Consider the following 21,748-nt stretch of genomic DNA (forward strand, 5'->3'; position numbering starts at 1 on the left):
CATCTGGGTGAGTACCCCTTTTTTATAAAGAGGTATTCTATGAAATTAGATCTTAAATCATCGCCGCGCCATATTAAGCGTTTACAGAATATAGCAAAAGTCATTAGCGGCTTAGGCGATGTAAGAGTTGTAATAGACGACAATACCAAAGGACCGTATTTTGATCCTGTCAATAAAGTTTGTGTTTTACCAAACGGCGATTATAGCGATGATGACTTTGTCAGTCTGATTGAAGGTTTTACCTGTCATGAAGCTGGTCATGGTCGCTATACCGTCAGTGAGGTTTACAGTGACGCCTTTAATAGTGTTCTCATGTCATCTGAAGGGTTTACACGCTTCGATGACGGAATGAATGCAGAGTTTGAGAGCCTCGCTGAGAAACGTAAAGCTTATAGCAGGGCAAAACGTCTTACCGGGCTTATAAATCTGTTCGATGATGTACAGATGGAAGAGAAGGTTGGTAACGATTATCCGGATGCAAAGCGGCGGCTTGCAGCCACTTACGCACTGATGGTTAAAGCCGGAAGGATGACTCCTGATATATCTTCTCGTCCGGAAAATCCTGTCCTATTTATTGAGTGGTATCTGCTTAACTCATTGCGAGTAAAAGTCCTTCAGCAGGTAGGTCACAAAGAAACCCTCGATCCGTTTTTTGACTATGCCCAAAAGATACTTTCTCCAGTAATTTCTGATGTTGAGGAAATTTTTCATGATGCTCTTGGTTGTGAAAATACTCAGGGCTGTGAATCCCTTGCTCGTAAGACCCTGGCTCTTTTAGAGAGACTGCGGGATGAGGCAAAGGAACAACAGCAGCAGACAGAGCAGGAGGAGCAGGAGGCATATGATGAATCCGAGACCGATACCGATACCGAATCAGAAGATAAATCGCTTACGTCGACTGATAGTCGTGAGGATGATTCTGAGGACGATAGTGAAGGTCAGGCAGATACTTCCGATAACGCTGATCTTGCTCAAGAGGGATGTTCTGAGCCTTCAGAACTTGCTGAAGATAACGAGGGAAATAATGAACCCACCGGTGGCAATCCCACGGGTGATAACATTATTGAAGACGATACTGATGCGATTAACCCTTCCGAGAGTGAATCAGATGAAGCCAGTTCGACTAACGTTGAAGATGAAAGTAACTTTTCATCGGCTCAATGGGAGATACTGGCAGATTTGTTGGATGCCTTTCTTAGCAGTGATGAGGATAGCGAAGATTATCACGATGCTTTGGCTAAAGAGATTGAAGGTATTGCATCAAAAGTATCCGATGACGTGAAAGCCGAATTCGGTGCTTCTGAATGGGATATCCCTGATCTCCTTATCGATTTGAATGTTTACAATGAGGCTTTGTCTCTGAGTCATTCAATCGGTAGCGACTTGTCTGTTTTACAGCAGGTTAAAATGCGTGGCCGAAACAAAACTCATGAGCGTGGAATTACCTTCGATGGAAATCGATTAATTCTGTCACAAATGGGAGTTCGTGATGTCTTCAGAGCTCAAAGCGAATCTAAAAATAGAGGGCATGTTGGCCTCGTATTAGTTCGTGATATTTCAGCGTCAATGGCTAATGATGAAAGATATATTCATGCCATTAAGTCAGATCTTGCTTTATCGATGGCCGCTGAAAGTTTGTCAAAAATGCATGTCTCCAATATAGTTTTTCCCTTCAAGGAAAGTGAATTTGAGATTATCAAAACGTTTGATCAAAGCGTTGAGGAATCTCTATCGAAATTCACTCTTGGATGTAAGGGTTATTATACCCCTACGGGATCTGCTTTAATGGCAGCTGTTGATCTGTTACTTGACAGCCAATTCGATAGGAAAATAATTTTTCTTATAACTGATGGTTATCCGAATAAATCGGAATTTACTATCGTCGAAGTTATGGAAAAGGCTAAATGTAATGGAATAGAAATCGTTGGTGTTGGTATTAAGACTGATGAAATAATTGGTTTTGAAACGGACACTTTCGTAACAGTTGATGATACTTCTTTATTGTCTATTGAAGTCAGTAAGCTAGTTCATCAAATACTTTCTTAATAAACTCTACCCAATCGGGGCAAAAAGGCCCCGGTGGGTCTTTTTGCTCCATGAAGGAATAAGGAGCAAAATATGACTCAGATAAAAACTTACCGTGTAGAACATGAAAAAGTCGGTGCGATGCATAAAGTCCGTATTTTCGGACGTGTTGGTGAAGTTATAAGCAATGATAGCCCTCAGGAAAGAATCTTCCGCGAAGTCACTATAGCGGAGGGTAATAGCCAGCAGGCTGCGTTACTTGTAGATAACTACATACAGCGTCTTGAGAATAATGGCTTCACGACTGAAGCATAAATGTTGAGGGCCCCCGGGCCCTCTTTCTTAAATTCTGCGTTGTGGGTTTCTCCCTGTCTTCTGCACCGCAGAAGGCATTGAGAAACTCACAATGCCAGATAAGAGAGATCATCATGACTTATGCATCCCCGGCTCTTCGTCGTAAACCACAGGAAGTATCTGAACACTTTATTAAACTCGTTCATGCTCGAATTGCTGAAGTGTCTGGCTGGAAGTATATATTCGAAAGAATACCTGCTTTCAAAGACGCTTGTGCAAAAGCCCCGAGCCAGGTTCCTTGCCCGTTTACTGGCGCAGGGAAATCGAAGTTTCGTTTCCGGCAAAAAGACCTTTATACCGGATGTGCGATCCATAATGACTTTCCGGTAAATGAGTTTTGCGACGGAATTGATGTTCTGGCGAAATATTATGAATTAAGTAAAACGCAGACTTGCAAAAAGATTCTCTCAGATTTTTTCGGGATGGATCTGCATGCTCCGTTAACTGACGCCGACATTGAAAATGAACGACGCTATAAATCAGCAGTTCGTGCCACAGAAACTCTTGACCGAGAGGAAGTGGCAAAGCGAATGCGAAAACTTGATGTGATGTATCACTATACCGGTGAAATAAAGCCTAATACTCCTGTTGCTTTGTACCTCCGTAATCGTGGGATCTCCCGCTTACTGAGTCACTTACCAAAGGATTTAGGCTTTAATAACCGGATCTACTATTGGGATAAAGATAAGCAGAAATCGATTATCTATCCGGGAATGATTGCAATCTATCGTGACACCCGAGGTCGGCCTCTGACTATCCATAGAACATACGTAGACAAAAACGGTGATAAGGCACCTGTAGAAAATCCAAAGCTGATGATGAAGCCTCCTGCCGATATGACAGGTGGCTCAATTCAGTTGTTTGACCCTCACTATGATTCAGGTAGTTCGACCTGGACACTGGGAGTGGCTGAAGGGATCGAGAATGCGCTTTCTGTTGTAGAAGCGACTTCAACACCATGCTGGGCAGCCAGCTCCGCATGGTGCCTTGAAAACGTTACTGTTCCTGATTTTTTACTGCCTCCGCCGGATGTAAAATATATAAACTTTTATATCTGGGCGGATAAGGATATTGCTAACTCACAAGGCACTCGTGCCGGTATCGAAGCTGCTCAGCGACTTCAAAGCCGCATGGTTGAGTTTTTGGCTAAACGATATCCCGCATCAAAGCTGACAATTGAAGTCTTCGAACCAGCACAAGATATTCCTGATGGGAAAAAGGGTATCGACTGGAACGATGTTCTCCAGTTAACAGGGCAGGATGGATTCCCGATTCACTGGGCTCCTGAATGTCTTAATCAGCTGTAACAACGATAACTCCCCCGCATTTTGCGGGGGGGGTTATCTTATCAATATTATTTTTTAAATTGTATTGATAAGATAACCGCTTTCCTTCGTGATAATTACCTGCCTTTAAGGTCTTTTCACGGCTGAGATGCTTGCTCAGTTAAATAAATGTGCGGTACTACTGGCTATGGTCGGTTGTATGACATGGTTATTCCATAAACTATTAAAACCCATAACGGGAGTATTACCGTTATGGTGATGCTCGTCGTTTTACATCGGAGAGCATTTTAATGAATTTTCAAACTAACGAAGTTTTTAATAAATTTGCTGCTGTTATAAAATCGCGCATCGTCAATGAACCATCGTCATGCTATTTGCTGCATGATAATGAGATAGATATAACGATTTTGAAACATGGCATATTAGAAAATGACAGAAACCTGTTGTACGTAGTTCGTCCTTCAGGAACGTGTTTGTTGCGTTGTGACAAATATTTCTATCCGAAATATTATCTTCGTTGCCGTGGAGATTATAAGTCATTCATATATGTCCATCTTGATCTACATAGTGGTGAAGCTAAAGAAATCACATGGGAGCAAGCAGACGATATGCTGTCTAGTCCAGGAAAACCCCCATTAAAAGGAAATCTTGGACGATTTGAGTATATAAAAGTTGTGGTTGAGGACCTTCGTATTCGAGGTTACGCTGATTATCTTCCTGCGTATAATCTTGATGACCTTCGCCGTTTTGCCTTACAGGACGACCGCCCATCCCTTGTCAGATACATTGACAATGTAATGGCAACGGTCTGATTGGTTGCTAATTGATTTACATATTTTCCCTGATGGCCAACCTGCATCAGGGAGGCCTCAATAACGACTGGAGGCTGTATGAAGTTAGCTACGGACCTGGTAAAAGCTATTTTGATTAGAAATGGTGTTGAACCAGTAAATATAAGCGAATCATCTAAATTATCTTTGAAACAACCACTGACAGAACTTAAATTCAGTTTATATTTGCGAACTGAGCATTTATCTCACTTCCTACCCGGTTATGTTTATTCTATAAAAGAATGTCCACTGTCATATGACATCGGGATCGAAATTCAGAAAATCTTCGAAAGTTTACATTTGTTAAACGAAGAATTTGAATCCCTCGGTTTTGTTTCTGTATGGATAGAAATGCATCAAAGCATTTTTGAACAAAGTCGGTTTAAGAAAAGTAACTTTACTTTTCGGGAGGAAGAGGTCGAGCTTGCTAAAGGGCTTGTTTGTTCTCACAATTCACAAATAAGTAATGCGGCTTATTTCTGGCTTCAGCACTTTGAGGAGTTTATGATTTATGTTCGTAATAAGCTTATCGACCTCTTTCGAGAGGCCTATGACCTGATCCTTGGAATGCAGCAAGTATTTTTCATTCGGGAAAAGGAAGAGCTGTTGAAAACTATAAGTTATGGGGATGACCTGTATGAGGTGAAATTAATGGCGGCTGAGCTTTACTCTATCGAACAGAACTTAAAGTGTTCTGAATCGATAAGTACAAAATCTCAAGCTTCGGCATATATTAACCGCATCCGTGAGTTTGTGCGTTCGGGGTGGAGGCAGGGCTATATAGTCTGCCATCATAAGCGAAGTAATCAAATCTCATCATTGTCATTACCGATGTACTTGAAAGATACGTCAGGCCGAAGTGCTCGAAAGCGAGTAAAACGTCTTATATCTTCTACAGTTTGTGGTAGAAATAAAGATTTAGGTCTTACAGATTTTTAATTAAATTATACCCATGTGGGGATCACACCCCATATGGGAGTGATCCCTTTTTTATTGAGAGAGGATCACATGAAAATTATCGAAAAAATCATTAATGCCTTTTTGGTTGTTCAACATAAAAAAATACAGGTTAAAAACATTACATTTTTAGACAATGGGCAGGGCATGTTCTCTGGTATGTCTTTTGATGCTGATGTTTCACTGGAGTTTATGTATGAATCAGCAAAAGCATATAGTTCTTGTTTCTGTGATATTCCCTTTCCAGGTTTTGAAGATGCAAATCTGGAGGAAATTACGAAATTTCAATTAGATGCTTTGAAGCAAAGAAAGAATCATTCTTTCATTGTTAACCATTTGAGGTTTCCTATAGTTTTAAGGGAAGGGTGCAAAATCGAAAGAGGAGAAGTCTATTCAATTTCGAATTGCACTTATAATAAAGAAAGATTGCAGTATCTTTTTTCTCAGGATATTTACGGTAAGTTGTATAATTCCTTAGAGAAAGAATTAAGCTCGTTTTTCTCATTTATCAATGTTGAGGTGCACGAGTTGTTAAAAGATGCTGTATGCTTTGCATTAAAAATCCTGAATAAGATATCTTTGGATACACCTGAAAGACTTATTAAAGCTTTTAATTATCGTGACTGGTATTGTAGTTACGATGTTGAGCTTTTTAGGAAAGGCTTACCTGGTCATATTCTGGAAGAGCTCATTGCTCCAGATATCTTACTTTCAGACCTTAACGGTTGTAGAAAAATACTTAGAAATGCAAAACGATTTCTAAATGGACATACAAAAACCAATTGTGTTTATATTAAATATGAATGGTGGTTGGGGCCTGTGGATACCTCACACTCAGCTAAGTTGATGTCTGACAAAGAAATTAACAACCGAAGTGACTTGAAGAATTTTTCAAAGGTCTTTTTCAAAGAGTGTTTAAGTTCTGGTAAGTCGGAATATGAAAACCATCTTAGTGAAAAAGAACATGCGCTTCGCTACAATTATTAATTAAAATTATTTTCTCCCATAGGGATTTCTCCCTTTGGGAGAAATCCCTCTATTAAGAGGGTATTTAAATGAATGCGATACAAAAGTTAGTTGAATCTATTCTTGTTAAAATGGGTTTTGTTGGCGCTGTAGTGGAAAATATATATTTGGATTCAAAACCATTTCGGCATATTCGATTTGTGGCTGATATTCCAGTAATATCTTTTCTACCTCATTTGGTGAAATATCTTAAGGGCGCAGACCATCTTTACTGTGGTAACGATGATTTGCATCCTCTTTTCATTTATTTTTCCGAAGCGGCTACATTAAAAGCAGGCCCTGTAAATCTCGCGAACTTTCGTTTTGAAGTTTCTATAGCTTCAACTCATTTACGACTGGTCTCAGAGCAGCCTGATTTGCTTATCAAAGGATTTAACCGGGATAATCTAGAATACGTTTATTACCGCTCAGATTTGGCCTCTAAGGATCTTATACTAGGCCTTGTTGAACACGGTTCTCCTTTCATAAAACATCTACATGGACTTATACAAAAGCGAATTTTAAACGAGTTCTCTCTGATTTTTTCTGTTCTTGAAAAGATTTTAGAAAGCGCGAAGCCACAAATTCTTGCTTGCTTCCATAGTGTTGATTATGAAATGAACGTAAAAATAATAGCCGAAGCTATACCTGAAACTGTATCTAATCAGATAGTCACATCTGATTATATAGTTAATTCTATATCAGATGCGGACAAGTTTATAAATCATGTTCGTCGCTATTTAGCAGGCAGGGTAATGAAGAGGCGGATATACGCTGAATTAGATGTTTGTGAAGAAACATCAAATATTTCACTAGTGAACTTAGGATGCTTTACGTCTCCTCTGCTCGTTACGGAATATCAAATGTTTAAGCCACACTCTTCAGGGTTATATCGAAAAGCTATAAACAACTCCTTAAAACAGTTCAAACCAGAAATGCATGTACCTTCTGAAGAACTCTTTTATAATTAATCTAACCCATCCGGGAACTTGCTTCCCGGTGGGAAGCACTTCCTTTTTAGTCATGAGGTAGTGTAAATGTTTAAAGAATCTGACCACGTGGAATTTGTTAGTGCCTTTCTTTATCAAAATTTAGGCCTTAATGTTCCCGCTGACGATATAACCGTTCAATTATCTGATACTTCGTTCGACAAAGTAACCTTTGATTACGATGTAGATATCGATAATTTAAATTGTATGTTGGATCTCTACATATCTGAACTAATAAAGCACAACGCATCTTACTCCGATTCTATTCTTTTGAAACAAAAAATAATTTATTTTCTTGGAGTATTTAAGAATTTCGGATTTTTTACGTTTGATATTCGCGGATATAGTAATACTTTAAGCCCAGTTAAAGTTATTGATATTGTTTCAATGATTATTAATGACTGTGAAGAGTTATCTAAAGCTAATTCTTCTACTGATGCTATAAGAAATCTTTATCTCGATAAAATGAAGGTGGATGGGAAAGTGTTAGTTGCGAAATTTGCACTTAAACAGTTTTTTCATTCCGACTTTGGTGACTTTATCTCATTTGTCGAGAAAAGAATTACAGATTGTCTTAATGAAACTTTAAGGATTATCAAAGCTGTTGAACATGGCTTTGTACGTGTTGGGCAGCATAAGATTAATCGCCGTATTAATGATGACTTATAGTTATGCATTGATTTCAATACTGATGATTATCCGGCAAATATGCCAGATATATATATTAAGTTTAACGATACATTTGATGGGAACGGGGCGTTATATTGTGACAATGATGCCCTCATATCCCTCTATACCGATGTTGCTTCAATTATCAATGTGCCGGTGATGATGGAAGTAAGATTGATCAATAAAAGAGGGCGTGTTGTCTGTGATTCTTCGCATTCAACTTACGTATCTCTCGAAAGTAATGACCGATACAGAGTAACTGATCGCACATTACTAATAACTGAAGCTTTTGACGATTTTCGTAACGCGTCTCAATGATCCTTTTGCTTCAGTCCAAAAAAGTAACTTTGGTTGGCTGAAGACACTTGTCTATGACAATGTAAAATCTGTCGCTGGCATCTTCTTTTAGCTTAACCAAACTTTTATCTAACCCAGTGGGGAAGTCGCTTCCCTTCTGGGGCACTTCCTCTCAAATTTGAGGTAGTGTATATGACACATTCATCTGATGATAAAAACTATGTCCGAGCAGTTCTGAGCTATCTTGGCATAGATTTTGATGAGGCGGATATAGTATTAAGTGTTTGCCATTGTCAAAGTGACGAGCTTTCTTTTACCTGTAATATCAAAGCTATTGAACTCAAGAATGCTGTTGATTTATATGTCGATAGTATCTCTGAGAATGAAATAGAAGCTTTAAACAGAGAATCTTTAAAATCTCGACTCTGTTACTTTTTTGAGGTGTTTGACGCAGTCTCTGGTCAGTACCTTGAGATTTCAGGAAAACACTTTGCAACTAGCCGTTTTGAATATGATGATGTTTGTAGTGAAGTTCTTAGCATGTCTAATGATGTTTCTCAGTCGAAAGGTTATGACCGGGATGAATATAACAGACTGATGCAGGTTGATGGTCAGGTTATGATTGCCCGTTTTGCTTTGCAACAGTTCTGGGATACTCATTTTATTGGACTAATAACATTTGTATCTGAGTCTATAACATCGAGCCTCTATAAAGCTTATGAAACTTTTAGTGATATAAGTTTGGCTTGCTATAAACTGAGTGAATATTCTTATTCACGCTCTATCAACAGTGAATTGACCCTTAATATTTCACTTAAAGAAAATGACTTCTGTGAGGACCTATCTGATTGCTATATGGAAGATGAGGCTTTACCTTCTGGTAGGGTAATTTCTCGACGCAACAATGACTCCATAATAAGTATTTATGAGAGCTATGCTGCGGCTTCTTATATTCCGATGATTGCATCTTTGGAAGTCGTTGATGAATACGGCGAAGTGGTTACTGACCTCTGCCATACCGTTTATGTTTCAGAGTTAACCGGTGGGCGGATTAAAATCCACGACCGTAATGACTTAGTATCTGAAGTTTTCGATAACCTAAGAAATTTAAATCTTGCAGTTGGAGATTCAGTTTCACAAGCTGCTTGATTCTTTCCCTGATTTTGATTTTTTCTCACATACTCTTATGGCACGGTTTCCGTGCCTTTTTTTTGCCTCGCTTACAAGCGTCTACTCCTCTTCTACCTATCCCACCTTACATCACCACTTAAAATCTATCTTTCTAATTCCATTATCCTTTTCGTAGCCTCTAATGCTCTGGTATGAACATACTCTTTAAACTCAAAAAAGTGCTATTAACGAAAAAAAATCCCTAAAGAGATTTGTATACTGTTCTCAACCAAGGAGAGCTCATGAATGAACTAAAATCCAAAAACGAGAACAGTACCAAAAGCAACTTTCCCCCGGTTGATAATCAGTTTTGCTTTTACCATGTTGATTTCAGCATAGAACGACTACTTTCAACGGCCGAGGATCTCCAGCTTGAGTACATCTTCCAGAAACCTGGAAGTGAAGTAAGAAAGGATTTGGTTGAGCGATTCGAACGTGGAGAGCGCTTTGTTACAGCTTCACACTGTGACAATTTCTGTGAAATCCTTGGTTGTCAAGGCCATCAGGAAAATGCATAAACCCATAAACCTACATTTCCACTTTTAAGGATGTTCACTAAAGAATGATTGGAGAAAGTATTTTTGACTGGGTAATTTACGGAATATCCATTTTGATATTTGCCTCAGCACTAATTGAAGGAAAGACAACTCGCTACCCAGCACTTTTTTTCTATGGGAGTTTAATTTTAATGTTAATCCTGATAGTTGCTGGAGGCCTTAACTGGTGGTTCTACAGGTCAAAATATGGCGCAGTAATCGTTATCTTCACAGTGGTCTCTTTACTGATGACTCGATTCCGCCTGGTCATATATAAATTAAGATTAAGAAAGTTAGTTTCAGAAATCAGATTTCGTATAAAAACGGGTTTTCGTATAATTCTTGTTTTGTCGGATAATGAGGATGAGCGTAATGTTCTGCTGTCTATGCTTAGCAACGTATTGCCAGAGCAAACGCTTATTCACACGCGTGATGCTCTCGGACCTCATTCAGAGCCTATCCTAAAAGCTCTTGAGCTACATCATCAACAGGGAACAGGTTACATACTCGTCTGTGAACAACAAATCTCAGCGCGTACGTGGTTGAGTATCGTAGAAAATGGGAAACCTGATACATCTATAGCTGTTAATTTTCATTCGATCCCAGAAATGGAGTGATTTTTCAATGAGTAGAACCGTTTCACAAAGTGTCACAGAAGATTGTCTTTTTGATACCCGCACACAAGTCAGATTACAACTAAGTCGAAGCGTTCATAAAACGCTGGCATCTGCTAAAGAAATTTTACAGGGAAGGGGGGTTGATTCGGTCTCTATTGAAGATCTTGTGCGAGCCTGTCTTGAAGAGAACCAGCCAATTGATCTAGCCTCACTTTACCTTGAAAATCTCTTAAAACAGAAAGGTACCAGCATTTGCGATTTTTAGTGTTTTCAAACCTATTAGATAAAATGCCGGTTGTGTTTATATAACATCAATAATTTCATGCAACAGGTAAAACATGAGTACTCAAAAGCAACTTTCCAGAACTACCGGCACTGAACGTATGTTTAAGGAAGAGCTGGCGTTATCCTTAATTTGTTGGGTTTTCACCAGTCCTTTTACCAACTGGACCGATAAAGTCTTCAGTGGTATTGAAGTTCCGTCTGAAGGACCGTCATCATTACGGGGTGAGACAGAAAAATTCTTTCGTTTTGTCGTTAATGAAGAAGGCTACGACGCAGGAAGGGCTGCTATTGGTCTTGACCTATGTTGTTTTTCACTTCCGTTGTGTTTGTTCCCGGACGCTGCCCTGTCTGAGGAAGAGGTTATGAGTAAGTTAACCGGAGAAGTTATCCATGGAATTCTTCTTTCCTTACCTGAGTTTATTGATATGCCAGAAGTGCTCGCTTACCAGGTCAGGGATGAAATTCTTGCTTTTAACACTCGCTGTGGAGACGGGATCTTTCATGGTTGGAACACGGCTTCAGAATTGTGGAAGTTTGAAATCTTTCCCCGCACCACCATCATGATGCAGCATACTTCGGCAATACATTAAAATTAGGCGGGGCAGAATGCATAAAAAACTTTTTCTTCTCGAATGGAAACCCTGTCAGAGCCGCGTATGGGCCGGTTGGATGGCCCTGTGGTTGACTATCAGTTTTCTGATGTTATCTGCCTTGCTTATGACAGATCATCTCCTGAACAAAGTCATCCTGCCGCCAACATGGTTGTTGATCTGGTTTTCGCCAATGCTGGGGTTTTTGATAAAAGTTCGCGTCGTCGAAACTCAACATTTCCTGGAGCATGACCTCTGTGTTGCAGGTTTCTCTTTTTACCGCTGGAAGAGGTTAGTTTCTCCCGGGCTTTGGTCAGTTGACTGTATAAATGGTCGTTTTCGCCTCAATCGGATCACCCAGGTGGGTAAGACTATCCACTATCCATGGCGTCTCCATTATCATCCTTTGTTCATGAGCCCTATCGAACATAAATCGCATGCTGTGAAAGCTGTTTCAAAATGACTTCTTTAGAGGTTTACATGACATTTATGTTCTGCAAGGTCAGCCTGGGCAGCAAAATTGATTGGAAATAACATGAGCCTGGAGAAACGTATGAGTTATGACGATTTGCCCTATTTTCGTGACCAGATTCTGGAACGCATCGACTCGCTCAAGTGTTTTCTTTCGAACACCCCCCCGATGATGGCAAACCTGATGACTGTCTCCACCGTATCTAGAACAGAAGAGCGCTTGAAGCAGGTTAAACCCATCAGGGTTAGTATTAAAGACGATGCTTCGGTTGAGGAAATTATTCAGGCACTTACTGACATCTGTGTGGATGACATAGAGTCATTAAGTCATGATTCCACCAAAGTAACCACTAAATACCCGGGTCTAATCATTGTCCCCGAAAGAGCAGATCTTCTCGAAAGCTTGATCACTTCTATAAACGAAGCAAAAAATGATTTTGCTGCGGCAATGAGGCGTATCGATAATAAAAAGAATGTCCGTTTTGATAAAGTGCACAAGAAGCTCCCGGGCCTTGTCGCTATGCACTCAACAAGAAATATCCTTTTCATCAAGTCCCAGCTTAAAAAAGTTACTTTTTCATGGCGGCTAAACCGAAACCAGGAAGTTAAAACAGCAGAGCAACTTGTGAGTTTGTTGGAGCGCAGGAGAGCCTCAGAAGTAAAAAATGTAGCAACTACCAATTTGAATGTCGTGTCTAATATCGATAAGGCTTTACACCGTCTTGAATTTCACCCACTGAAGCAGGGCGAATCTTATCGCCTTTGTCGAACTAACTCTTTCCCTGTTCCGATTGCTCACATTTTTGCATTTAGGCCTGAAGGGCAGGAACGAAACGGGAATAAATATGCTGAGACTGATTATTCAGTAGTAAAAGCATCCTTGCCCATTTTCGCAGCAGGCAACATACCTCAATTAAAAACGCTCTCTGACTGGGCTCCTGAAAACAGCCAGGGTCCGTCCAACCAACGGAAGCTGAGCCTGAAATATACAGAACTCGTGCCGGGGGCTGAGCTGGGCATTTTCATTGTCAGCCCCGAAAATTAAGGAACAACAATGCAATGGATTTCCACAGCCAGCCAGAAAATCGATGAGCGTCTCTATCGTGTCTGCGTCTGGGTAAAAAAATATCACGCTGATGCGATTAACCGCGTTGTGCTAACCGTTGATCTAAGTAAAGCCCGACATGACCCTGACGAGGACCAGGTAAGAGCAGAGCTGCTGTGCGGCCATTATTTTTTGCTTCGTAAGGAAAACGCTTCGAACTCTGCGCCTGACGATCAAAAGTTTGCTTTCCTGCCTGACGGGCGCAATCTGTGTTGGCAGACCGCAACCCCGGTGCTTCAGCATCTCCTACTCAATAAAAACGTTCCTGAGTCGCTGAGGTTGCTTACGGACTACATACATATGCGTCTGGCCAGGCTGACAATGGTACCTATGTCCGGAACCATCATGAACGAGGCTCTGCTGGACAGCATCAGCTGGGTTAAGGTGGATTTGACCTACTTCTGGCAGTACGAACAGCTCAGCTCTCATCTGGGACCCATCCAGATAACCCACAAGGCACTTGTACGCTTCGGGCACCTGGCAAAGAATGATGAAAACTCCAGTGCCATAAGAATTCTGCGTCAGCGTCTGTCTTCAGAATTCTTACAAGAATTTCAGATGGCTGAGGATGAGCTAAAGCGCAAACAGTCGTTGATGGGCACCATGGACGTGAAAATGCTGTTTCATGCTCATTACCCCAGCCAGAAGATGCTGGTGGCTCGATATAAAAATGGTTGGGTAATGGTGGATTGTTTTCTGTTTCACCATACCAAACCTAAGAAAAAAGCAAAAAACAAAACTACTGTGGCTAAGCCTCAACTTAAACAGACTAAAAGAGAAGGGAGTGAAAATGGAACTGGGCATTATGGTGTGCATCGTGTTGTTACTCTCAGTGGCGGCGGCGTGGATCAGTAATAAGACAGTTGATTTGCTCGAAAGATTCTATTTCAAGCGTCCGCTGAGCATGGAGTACGCGGCATGGCTACGTGTAATGTGTGCAGGCTTGTTATTAGTTTTTATTCAGGTTGCTCCCCAATTTACACTCCTGTATACCCTTAAACTTGTCACGCTTATTAATCTTGGAATCCAGACAATGAAATTAAATGGCGTGTACAAATATAAAAGGACGGGAATTTTGCCTCCGGGAGGGGCACTCTCTAATCTCACCAGACTTAACCCGTTCAAGAAAAAATAAAGTTATGCGCCCGTGAGGGCGCTATTCATCAAAGGCATTTCGCATAAGCTTGATCATGGCTTTTTTACCAGCTTCAATATTGCGAATGTAGCGCATAACCATTTCTTCATTCGACCAGTTCCCCATTTCCATAATCTGTGGTAGCGAGTAACCTTCAATATCCAGCTGTATCGCACCGCCTACACGAACGCTGTGCCCTGTCCAGTAACGGGTTTTAGTCTCATTTGGATAAAGCTCATTCCACATTTCTTTAAATGCCCGTAAAAGGGAATTTTTGCTGAGCATACCGGCATCGTCCACAGTGTCTTCCTCATCTTCATCGTTCAGAAGACTTTGTTTAGCACGGTAGGGCAGGTTATGCCGTTTAAGAAGCTCAGATAGCTCATTCCCTTTACTCCGAAGCTTCCAGCCGGGTGGCATATAGCCTGTATCATGGAAATTTACGGCCTGGAAAAGGTATTCATCCGGATGACTGTGCTGATCCATTTTCACAAGGTTCATCAATCTCAAGAGGCAGTTAGTTAACTGACGTGTCAGCCGGTAGGTAAGAAGTGTACTGATGTTCGTTTTTGTACGGTATACCGTCAGGTTAAATTCACCGGTCATACTATCCAGAGACAGATCTTTCAGACGTATACGGCGAATTTCGGATGAACGGAGCAGTGTTTCAAAGCCTGTCCAGATCAGGCACAGGTCACGAAGCTTACGAACTGAGTTTGTAGTACTGCGTAACTTTATCAGAGCCTTGAGATCGCCAATAAGAAAGGGAGTTGCCTGTTTAGTCGTCTTTCGCTTCCGGGCTTCCGATTGTTTTAAGGCTTCCAGCATGTACCATGCTTCAGACGTAATAATCCCGGGCAGGTTAAGCCCTTTTTTATGGATACTGTTTAAGGCCTGAAGACAGCTGTTTATGCTGCTTCGTGACAATTTGCCTTCAAGATGCCCCATAAACGCCAGCAGAGCTTCCTCAGACACGGGGAGCGAACTTACTGGCCAGTCTGTATGCAACCGGGCATTCGCCTGATACCATTCGTTCCATACTCGTAGCCAGTGCAGATAGGTTTTAGCTGTGTTGTATCTCAGATGGGAAAAGTAACGGATCAAGCGTGAAAGCTGTTTATCATGGTTGCCGAACGTTTCCAGCTGCTGATGCAATTCGCTTTCCGAAAACTGTCTGATCACTGATTGATTCTTCATCCTGCTCACCGGGATACACTGGTTTTATTTACAGTCATTTTAGCACTCATGTACCTGGTTATGAACAGGGTGGAAACAACGAAAAAGGTTGTGAAATCGTTAGGCTTAAGTGAAAAATGATATTAAGATTATCCCTGGCCAGTTGAGGCCTGTCTAAAGAAGGTTGATTATGTCTGACACAAAGCAGTCTTATTTAATGAAATTCCGTAAGTGTAGTTCGTTCGAAACGCTCGAAAAAGTATTTGAAAGGTTATGTGAAAAAAACTCGGGTGTCGCCTCTCTTGAAATTTCTGGTGCTTATGATCATCGTAAAGCTGAACTGACAATGAAAAAGTTATATGACAAAGTTCCTGCGAGTGTGTGGACCTTTGTTCGCGAGTAATTATTGATATTGGCACAACAAAAAGACTGTGTCTGGATTTGAAAATAGTTTATGCCCCTTTCGGGGCTAAAGGCACTGTAATAGCCTGTCTTTTTAACTTTCTTATTAAGTTCGGAGAAAGACTTTAATCATAAGCCAAGCCCACTGCTAAATACATCCGATATTCTCCTTAATTTTAGAAGTTGTGATAAAAGTTACTTTACCTAAACTTCTCTCTCCATATTTGTAAGGCTCTCATTTGATTCTTGTCAAACATTAATCTGGAAAACTAAAAAATCATTTCTTTTAATTCGTTTTACAGAAATCCTCCTCCGTTATTTCGGATATAGTTTGAATAATTATCAAAAACGGGGTGCAGCCATGCGTAAGAGTTACACATTTGGTATTCCATTTGGACTCCAGAGAGAATCAGGACTCTTTTTAGATATTACAGAGGTCAGCCGGGGTATCGACTGTAACTGCATCTGCCCCGCTTGCAAAACTGATCTGTTAGCAAAGCAGGGGGAGGTCAAGCTTTGGCATTTCTCACACAGTACTGCTGTAGCCGGTGACTGTGATGGTCTGATGGAAGCCATCCGGGGAAAAATTATTGAAGTCATCAACGAGCACCAGGTTCTTGGTTTCCCAAATCTTCTCGCTGGCGACGATGGTGGGCCGGTTTCACTGAATGAGGTTATTGGAAGCGGCAGTATGTTCGGAGGCACAGCTGATCTGTTCGTAAAGGTTAATGATTTATGTGTGGCCGTCTTTCTGGACAGGGATCGTAGCATTTCTGCGAAGTTAACCTTTGACCACCTTCATCCTTCCGAAAGAGTTGCCGCATTGCGTATCGATCTTCCAGATATTGAATATGAAATCAGTCAGGTGCAGCTCGGGCGACGTAAAACAACATACAGTGAGTGCATTGAAAGCCTGATCATTGATGAGACCAGTTCCCGGGAATGGCTATATCATCCATTAATGCATGAACTTGAATCTGAACCTCTTCAGGAGTATCGGGGACGGGAGCCTTCAGAGGAAGGGCCTCTTCTTCAGCGCCTTGCTGACTGTAAGATGAAATTGCCTGATATCCTTCCGGGCAGTCATAACGCGTTAGTCAGGTTACAGCAGGATACGATTGTATGTCTGTGTCGGTTAACGGTTCGGGCTTATGACATCGCTCAGACCGATGAATTTCCTTTGTTCCTTCGCTATTTCAGGTTGCACTGCCTGGAAAACAGCGAACATGTCAGTTACGAAAGACTGATCTGCTGGCAGGAAATGATTTCAAAAACCCAGGAAGGCCAGTCCTTGACACAAAACGAACTTGAATATCTTCATGAGATTGTCCGCATCGCCTTATACAATCACCGGCTTAACAATGTCAGTATTTCAGATGTTAAAAACCATGACACAGGAAAGGAGAGCGGCAGGGTAGAGCCACAAAACTATTCACTCTTATAAATAAATTGGGCTTTGCGCATTAAACCCTTGCCGCAGGAGGTGTACCGCATATCCGGCACAGACAGTCAGTTTTTCTGGCAGCTTAAATTTGACACAGCTTAATATAGTGATTCATTAAACAGGTTCAGTATGCTGCCAGAACGTTTTAGTCGTTATGGGCGTCCGTTAGTTTTCTACTAACTGAACGACGACCAGCCTGCCGCCTTCCTCCTTTGACAGAACAAACTGAGCGTTATTCGTCAGTTCAATTTTTTCCCCAATGGCAATCTGTCGTTTATCCGGTAATGACATAAGCCCATTTATGCCTTCATTTACTAACCACCACTGATCGTTATGGAAAACAAAATACCCAACTCGTTTCCTTTGCAAATCGGTTGTACGCTCATTTGGCGCAATGAGGCGATTCACATGCCACGCATAGATTGACTGCCCGCTCCACACCATCAACCGGTGGTCGTCAGGACGATAACTGCCTTCCTTTCGGGAAGAATATAAATTTAGAACCGGTAATTTACCCTTGTATGGCGTACCGCAGTAGGGACAAACCGGCTTTGTCTTACCCGAGAAAACGTACCATTTCTGTTCACACGCCTTGTTCTGGCAGGGCTGTATCAGATCGACTGTTTTAACCAGGGCGCTTTCCCACTCATCGGCGGTCGGGCGTTTAGTGGCATCGTGTAAGCCATCTATAAAGGCGCGCTCAAACAAAGGTGTCAGATAAGGGCCCATGATGGTGTAAGGAATTTTCTCCGGGTCAGCCCAGGGCAGTGAAAAGGACGATAGCTGACTGACTTTGACTGCATTGCTTTTGTCTGTCGGATGTTCAATGAAGAGTGCCTTCTCACCCATAGATAAGGTCTCATCACGTACTTCATCCGACATGTCATGTATTTTTCCGCCACGTAGCGGATGACGGAAGAACAGATACATGTAGATAAGCACCGACAGCGCATGACGGTCAGTAGTAATGCTTGGCAATACGCGGTTCGGATCCTCTTTGGAAAGATGACTGGTTTTCACCACTTCCGGAGCGATAAAATCCGGGGTGCCCACCACGTCGGGAGGATACTTTCCAGGGACAACCAGGCCGTCTACGTCAATGATGCAGGCATGTCCCATTTCTGGATCGATAAGCACGTTTTTATAGCTTAGATCGCTGTGACAGAGACCTGCCGCATGCATCCTTCTGACGGCTCTTGTCAGCAGCAGACAGACCTTGAGATAGGTAAGCGTATTGCCTCGTTCACGTGGGTCGAGAAATTTGTTCTGGTTGCTGGCGCTGGCAAACCATTTGCCTTCCTTTTCACGACCTTTTATGCCAAGAAAATCATCGTTTTTAGAGCCGTATTTAAAGAAAAAGTAGCTTTTGTAGGTTGGAACCACGATGCCGATTTTATGCCCATGCTCAACAACATGGGTCGGCCAGCAAAACAGGTCCTTCCAGTATTCACCTCCGGACTGGCCAAAAATGTTTTGCCTGTAGCGTCCGGTGATCATATCAATCCGATCCCGGGCCTGCTCGTTCTGCGGTTTATGATAAAAAGCGACGACGTATGATTTATCAGGCGAAAAGTAAACATCCTTCATCGAGCCCGAACCAATTACCTCGTCAACATACTGGACTGTTTCGCCGTCCTTTGTTTTGCACGTAACGATATTTGCCATATTGATCACCGAAAAAGCGTATCCCTTACCACAACACCGCAATAGTGCGGTCATCATGGTTCCCTGTGGAGAAAAAGTTAAGCCAGTCGCCTAACCTCTCAGGCGCAATACTGGCGTCTGTAAGGACAGGGTTGAGCTCATCAACGAGACGGGTCCATTTTTCGTCACTGCGAAGCCCATTATCCGTCTCAAACAGAGGGTCTGAGACGCCGTCTGTCATGAGGATCAAGTGAGATACATCATTCCATTTACCCACGCTGATGCGGCCGCTAAACGAGGGGTCTGCGATAATGCTCTGGTCAAGGAAACGGGTTTGTCCTGCGTATTCTCCGCTATCGGGATTTCCCAGTATCCTGACTTTACCGGAAGGGCTGTATGCACCTATCGCACCATCACCAAGCCAGAATGCAGTCGCAAACAGCTCGTTATCAGTTCGTAGCGCTACAGTTGCCAGAAGGGTTGTTGAATAGGATTTCACAGGTTGTTCTGCACAAATGGCTTCGTTCTGGATACTGTTGACCGCGAGCGTAGCTGCCTGTTTAAAATGATGAAGCATGGCGTTTATTGTTGCCTGCTGATCGCTCCCTTCCCACGCCGTGATGTGCTGCTTTAAATGGACGCCTTTCACACCACTGAGCTGATTTAAAAGGTAATCGCCAGCCGTTTTGACTGCAATCCGGGAGCCTTCCCGGGAATTTACCGCACTACCGGCTCCGTCTGCGACCAGCATGACAGACCATCCTGTTTCCTGGCAGTGGTTGATGTAGAAGTCGTCATCTCTGAAGCTTCCGGCATGCTCATGAGAGCGTCCCCGGCGACTGGCGGCAGCAATACGTATATCACCCCTGACCAGGCCAGCAGCGTCCAGATGGGACTTAGGGTAGGGAGCGTCTGCTGGTGGCTCTACCACCTTCCACAGGCTTCTCGGATCGGGATTGATTATAAATAGCTGTTTTGTTTCACATTCGTCGTGCGACGTGCATGACCAGATTACTGAAAGCTCTATATCGCCGCTTTCGGTGGGAGTACCTGTCAGCAACTCCTGTTCTTTGTCAAAAGACAGGCCAATGTTCCGGGGAAAGACAACGTCCCTGACAGTAGCCTGCTGGCCCTCACCCAGAACGATAGCAACCGGCGAAGAGAAACGTTCGCCTGCGCGGGCGTTGGGGATCGTTATTTTAGCTCTCGGGGGAACGGCAGGTGGCACAGCTAAGCTGGCCCGCTGCTGGCCTGTCGGTATCTGCCCGGGTTTTAATACCAGGGAAGACAGGTTTTCGTCTTCCCTCTGTGCTGGTTTATCAAATTCGTAATAAGGCATCAGCTTCCAGAACGGAGGATGAGGCTCATTTTCTGGCAGGGGTTGCAGTGCTGATGTATCGGTAGCGTCAATGCCCGGGTTATCAGCAACACTTACGACCGTTTGTTGCTGATCGGAAAGACTGGATGCTGACGAGGCGGCAATCTCTGCGTCGTTATCACCTTCGCTAACCCGCGCAGATAAACCCTGTGCAAGGCTCTCAATCCGCTCTTTAAGCCGCATAATTTCTTCGGTAAGGGATGGGTCCTGCGATAGAAGTAAAAGCCGCTCACCTTCAACAGGGTGGCCCAGCTCAGACAGAACTAAGCGGATAATCTTCTCTTCAAGTAAAGCATTTTGCGACATCAACCTCTCCCTCTGTTTACGTCGAAGTTAGTGTTTCCGCCATCATTGCTGAATGACAGGCCTGTTTCACACCACGGGCAGATCACGTCATCCGGGCCGTCAATACACAGCAACTTTCCGCATGAGCACAGGGCAAACGCACTGGCATTACCGCAGTGGGGGCAACCCGGTACGCCATGCAGTTCGCTGGTATTTACCTGCAAACCGGTAGCGGTGGCATCTGACCACGCAAAATAGTCCTCATCGATGGGATAGCATCCGGCAATATTAAAGCTGTTCAGGTTCAGACTGAAATCGAGCCCGGAAACCCTTGCTGGTGGCCGTTCATACTTCATCAGGTACGGACGACGGGTCTTGCTGCAACGGCCGGTAAGCGTAACGCAGTTTTCGTCGTACGCTTTTACTGGCTCGTCCTTGGCCAGCCGGACTATGTATTCAGTCTGGCTGAGCTCAGGTTGTTTGTCGTCCCCGACGCTGCGGCTGTGCGCCGTAACCGAGGCCGTGATCCATTTGATGAAGCGGGTAAAGTCCCCTTCCTGAGATTCGGTGAACAGCATGACATTCTCTGTCAGTTGCCGCAGGATATTCAGGTCCGCTGACGGCCCCAGGCCAACGGCAATGAGATTCACTTTACTCGCGTAGTGATCCTTCCAGCGCTTCACTTCTGCGGTTGTGTCGTCAGTCGGACGTCCGTCGGTAAGGAGATACACGACGGGTTTCCAGTCGCCTTTAGCCTCATGAGTGGTTTTTCTGACCTGGGTATCAATTTGCACGGTCAGCTCACGCAATGCAGCTCCAAGGCTCGTACCGCCGCCAACGGGAAGGCGGGGAGGGTAGAACGAGGCAATTTCGTGAAGAGGTACAATCGTACGGGCTACACCGGCAAATGCGATTACCGAGACCCAGGCTGTTTCAAGTGCGTGTGGATCCTTTCTTAAATCTCCGACGATCATTTGCAGACCATCAGTCATTTTTTTCAGGTTTTCACCAATCATGGACTCTGAACAGTCCAGGACAAAAAACACGGGAAGGCGTCTCATAATTTTCCTCGTACGGCTGGTACGGCCAGCAGAAAAC

General features: G+C 43.0%; 22 protein-coding genes. 18 read left to right on the forward strand and 4 right to left on the reverse strand.

Features of this window, described 5'->3' with window-relative positions; translation table 11 throughout:
• Positions 1 to 39: 39 nt before the first annotated feature.
• From ACOTX7_RS18455 to ACOTX7_RS18530, 16 genes are all read left to right on the forward strand, one after another.
• Entirely contained in the window at positions 40 to 2,046 is a 2,007-nt protein-coding gene (locus ACOTX7_RS18455) for a VWA domain-containing protein (protein ID WP_000762700.1), read from the forward strand.
• Between the two features lie 72 nt (positions 2,047 to 2,118).
• The gene (locus ACOTX7_RS18460; RefSeq protein WP_000192120.1) at positions 2,119 to 2,340 is read left to right on the forward strand and encodes a hypothetical protein; all 222 of its coding nucleotides are present in this window, start codon (positions 2,119 to 2,121) and stop codon (positions 2,338 to 2,340) included.
• A gap of 113 nt (positions 2,341 to 2,453) precedes the next feature.
• Positions 2,454 to 3,686 carry a DUF7146 domain-containing protein gene (locus ACOTX7_RS18465; protein ID WP_000220379.1) on the forward strand — a complete coding sequence of 411 codons (1,233 nt, stop codon included), beginning with the start codon at positions 2,454 to 2,456 and terminating at the stop codon, positions 3,684 to 3,686.
• Between the two features lie 269 nt (positions 3,687 to 3,955).
• Positions 3,956 to 4,477: a hypothetical protein gene (locus ACOTX7_RS18470; protein WP_001011130.1), complete on the forward strand. Its 522-nt coding sequence runs from the start codon at positions 3,956 to 3,958 to the stop codon at positions 4,475 to 4,477.
• A gap of 78 nt (positions 4,478 to 4,555) precedes the next feature.
• Positions 4,556 to 5,434, forward strand: a complete 879-nt coding sequence (locus ACOTX7_RS18475) for a hypothetical protein (RefSeq protein WP_000762003.1) — start codon at positions 4,556 to 4,558, stop codon at positions 5,432 to 5,434.
• Between the two features lie 69 nt (positions 5,435 to 5,503).
• The gene (locus tag ACOTX7_RS18480; RefSeq protein ID WP_000691119.1) at positions 5,504 to 6,439 is read left to right on the forward strand and encodes a hypothetical protein; all 936 of its coding nucleotides are present in this window, start codon (positions 5,504 to 5,506) and stop codon (positions 6,437 to 6,439) included.
• A gap of 68 nt (positions 6,440 to 6,507) precedes the next feature.
• Positions 6,508 to 7,428 carry a hypothetical protein gene (locus ACOTX7_RS18485; RefSeq protein WP_000991697.1) on the forward strand — a complete coding sequence of 307 codons (921 nt, stop codon included), beginning with the start codon at positions 6,508 to 6,510 and terminating at the stop codon, positions 7,426 to 7,428.
• A 66-nt stretch (positions 7,429 to 7,494) separates the two neighbouring features.
• Positions 7,495 to 8,115 carry a hypothetical protein gene (locus ACOTX7_RS18490; protein ID WP_031942301.1) on the forward strand — a complete coding sequence of 207 codons (621 nt, stop codon included), beginning with the start codon at positions 7,495 to 7,497 and terminating at the stop codon, positions 8,113 to 8,115.
• A gap of 489 nt (positions 8,116 to 8,604) precedes the next feature.
• Positions 8,605 to 9,561 (forward strand): hypothetical protein, encoded by a 957-nt coding sequence (locus tag ACOTX7_RS18495; RefSeq protein ID WP_085013659.1) that lies wholly within the window; start codon positions 8,605 to 8,607, stop codon positions 9,559 to 9,561.
• A gap of 263 nt (positions 9,562 to 9,824) precedes the next feature.
• Positions 9,825 to 10,100 carry a hypothetical protein gene (locus ACOTX7_RS18500; RefSeq protein ID WP_001004201.1) on the forward strand — a complete coding sequence of 92 codons (276 nt, stop codon included), beginning with the start codon at positions 9,825 to 9,827 and terminating at the stop codon, positions 10,098 to 10,100.
• 44 nt (positions 10,101 to 10,144) lie between these two features.
• Positions 10,145 to 10,735, forward strand: a complete 591-nt coding sequence (locus ACOTX7_RS18505) for a hypothetical protein (RefSeq protein ID WP_000578891.1) — start codon at positions 10,145 to 10,147, stop codon at positions 10,733 to 10,735.
• Between the two features lie 7 nt (positions 10,736 to 10,742).
• On the forward strand, positions 10,743 to 11,000 hold the full coding sequence (locus tag ACOTX7_RS18510; RefSeq protein WP_001371933.1) for a hypothetical protein: 258 nt from the start codon (positions 10,743 to 10,745) through the stop codon (positions 10,998 to 11,000).
• 73 nt (positions 11,001 to 11,073) lie between these two features.
• The gene (locus tag ACOTX7_RS18515) at positions 11,074 to 11,610 is read left to right on the forward strand and encodes a hypothetical protein (RefSeq protein WP_000107167.1); all 537 of its coding nucleotides are present in this window, start codon (positions 11,074 to 11,076) and stop codon (positions 11,608 to 11,610) included.
• Positions 11,611 to 11,626: 16 nt separating this feature from the next.
• The gene (locus ACOTX7_RS18520) at positions 11,627 to 12,073 is read left to right on the forward strand and encodes a hypothetical protein (protein ID WP_000549069.1); all 447 of its coding nucleotides are present in this window, start codon (positions 11,627 to 11,629) and stop codon (positions 12,071 to 12,073) included.
• Positions 12,074 to 12,163: 90 nt separating this feature from the next.
• Positions 12,164 to 13,126, forward strand: a complete 963-nt coding sequence (locus ACOTX7_RS18525) for a DNA replication terminus site-binding protein (protein WP_000119428.1) — start codon at positions 12,164 to 12,166, stop codon at positions 13,124 to 13,126.
• A gap of 9 nt (positions 13,127 to 13,135) precedes the next feature.
• The gene (locus ACOTX7_RS18530; protein ID WP_001198595.1) at positions 13,136 to 14,041 is read left to right on the forward strand and encodes a hypothetical protein; all 906 of its coding nucleotides are present in this window, start codon (positions 13,136 to 13,138) and stop codon (positions 14,039 to 14,041) included.
• 301 nt (positions 14,042 to 14,342) lie between these two features.
• Here ACOTX7_RS18530 and ACOTX7_RS18535 read toward each other — a convergent pair whose 3' ends face one another.
• Complete coding sequence (locus ACOTX7_RS18535) at positions 14,343 to 15,518, reverse strand: tyrosine-type recombinase/integrase (protein WP_000795949.1); 1,176 nt, start codon at positions 15,516 to 15,518, stop codon at positions 14,343 to 14,345.
• 169 nt (positions 15,519 to 15,687) lie between these two features.
• Here ACOTX7_RS18535 and ACOTX7_RS18540 point away from each other — a divergent pair, with 169 nt between their 5' ends.
• The gene (locus ACOTX7_RS18540; RefSeq protein ID WP_001285422.1) at positions 15,688 to 15,900 is read left to right on the forward strand and encodes an Hha/YmoA family nucleoid-associated regulatory protein; all 213 of its coding nucleotides are present in this window, start codon (positions 15,688 to 15,690) and stop codon (positions 15,898 to 15,900) included.
• A 360-nt stretch (positions 15,901 to 16,260) separates the two neighbouring features.
• The gene (locus tag ACOTX7_RS18545; RefSeq protein ID WP_001232447.1) at positions 16,261 to 17,343 is read left to right on the forward strand and encodes a hypothetical protein; all 1,083 of its coding nucleotides are present in this window, start codon (positions 16,261 to 16,263) and stop codon (positions 17,341 to 17,343) included.
• Positions 17,344 to 17,508: 165 nt separating this feature from the next.
• Here the strand turns inward: ACOTX7_RS18545 and ACOTX7_RS18550 are convergent, their stop codons facing one another.
• From ACOTX7_RS18550 to ACOTX7_RS18560, 3 genes are read right to left on the reverse strand one after another with little or no spacing between them, the layout of a single operon-like run.
• Entirely contained in the window at positions 17,509 to 19,008 is a 1,500-nt protein-coding gene (locus ACOTX7_RS18550; RefSeq protein ID WP_001284318.1) for a helix-hairpin-helix domain-containing protein, read from the reverse strand.
• A 25-nt stretch (positions 19,009 to 19,033) separates the two neighbouring features.
• Positions 19,034 to 20,671 carry a PP2C family serine/threonine-protein phosphatase gene (locus tag ACOTX7_RS18555; RefSeq protein WP_000081060.1) on the reverse strand — a complete coding sequence of 546 codons (1,638 nt, stop codon included), beginning with the start codon at positions 20,669 to 20,671 and terminating at the stop codon, positions 19,034 to 19,036.
• Positions 20,671 to 21,711: a TerY-C metal binding domain-containing protein gene (locus tag ACOTX7_RS18560; protein WP_001253656.1), complete on the reverse strand. Its 1,041-nt coding sequence runs from the start codon at positions 21,709 to 21,711 to the stop codon at positions 20,671 to 20,673. The genes ACOTX7_RS18555 and ACOTX7_RS18560 overlap by 1 nt, the downstream gene beginning before the upstream one ends.
• Positions 21,712 to 21,748 lie beyond the last annotated feature (37 nt).

Origin of the sequence: Enterobacter cloacae complex sp. IR5418, from assembly GCF_049238105.1 — a bacterium.
GTDB classification, from domain to species: Bacteria; Pseudomonadota; Gammaproteobacteria; order Enterobacterales; family Enterobacteriaceae; genus Enterobacter; species Enterobacter hormaechei.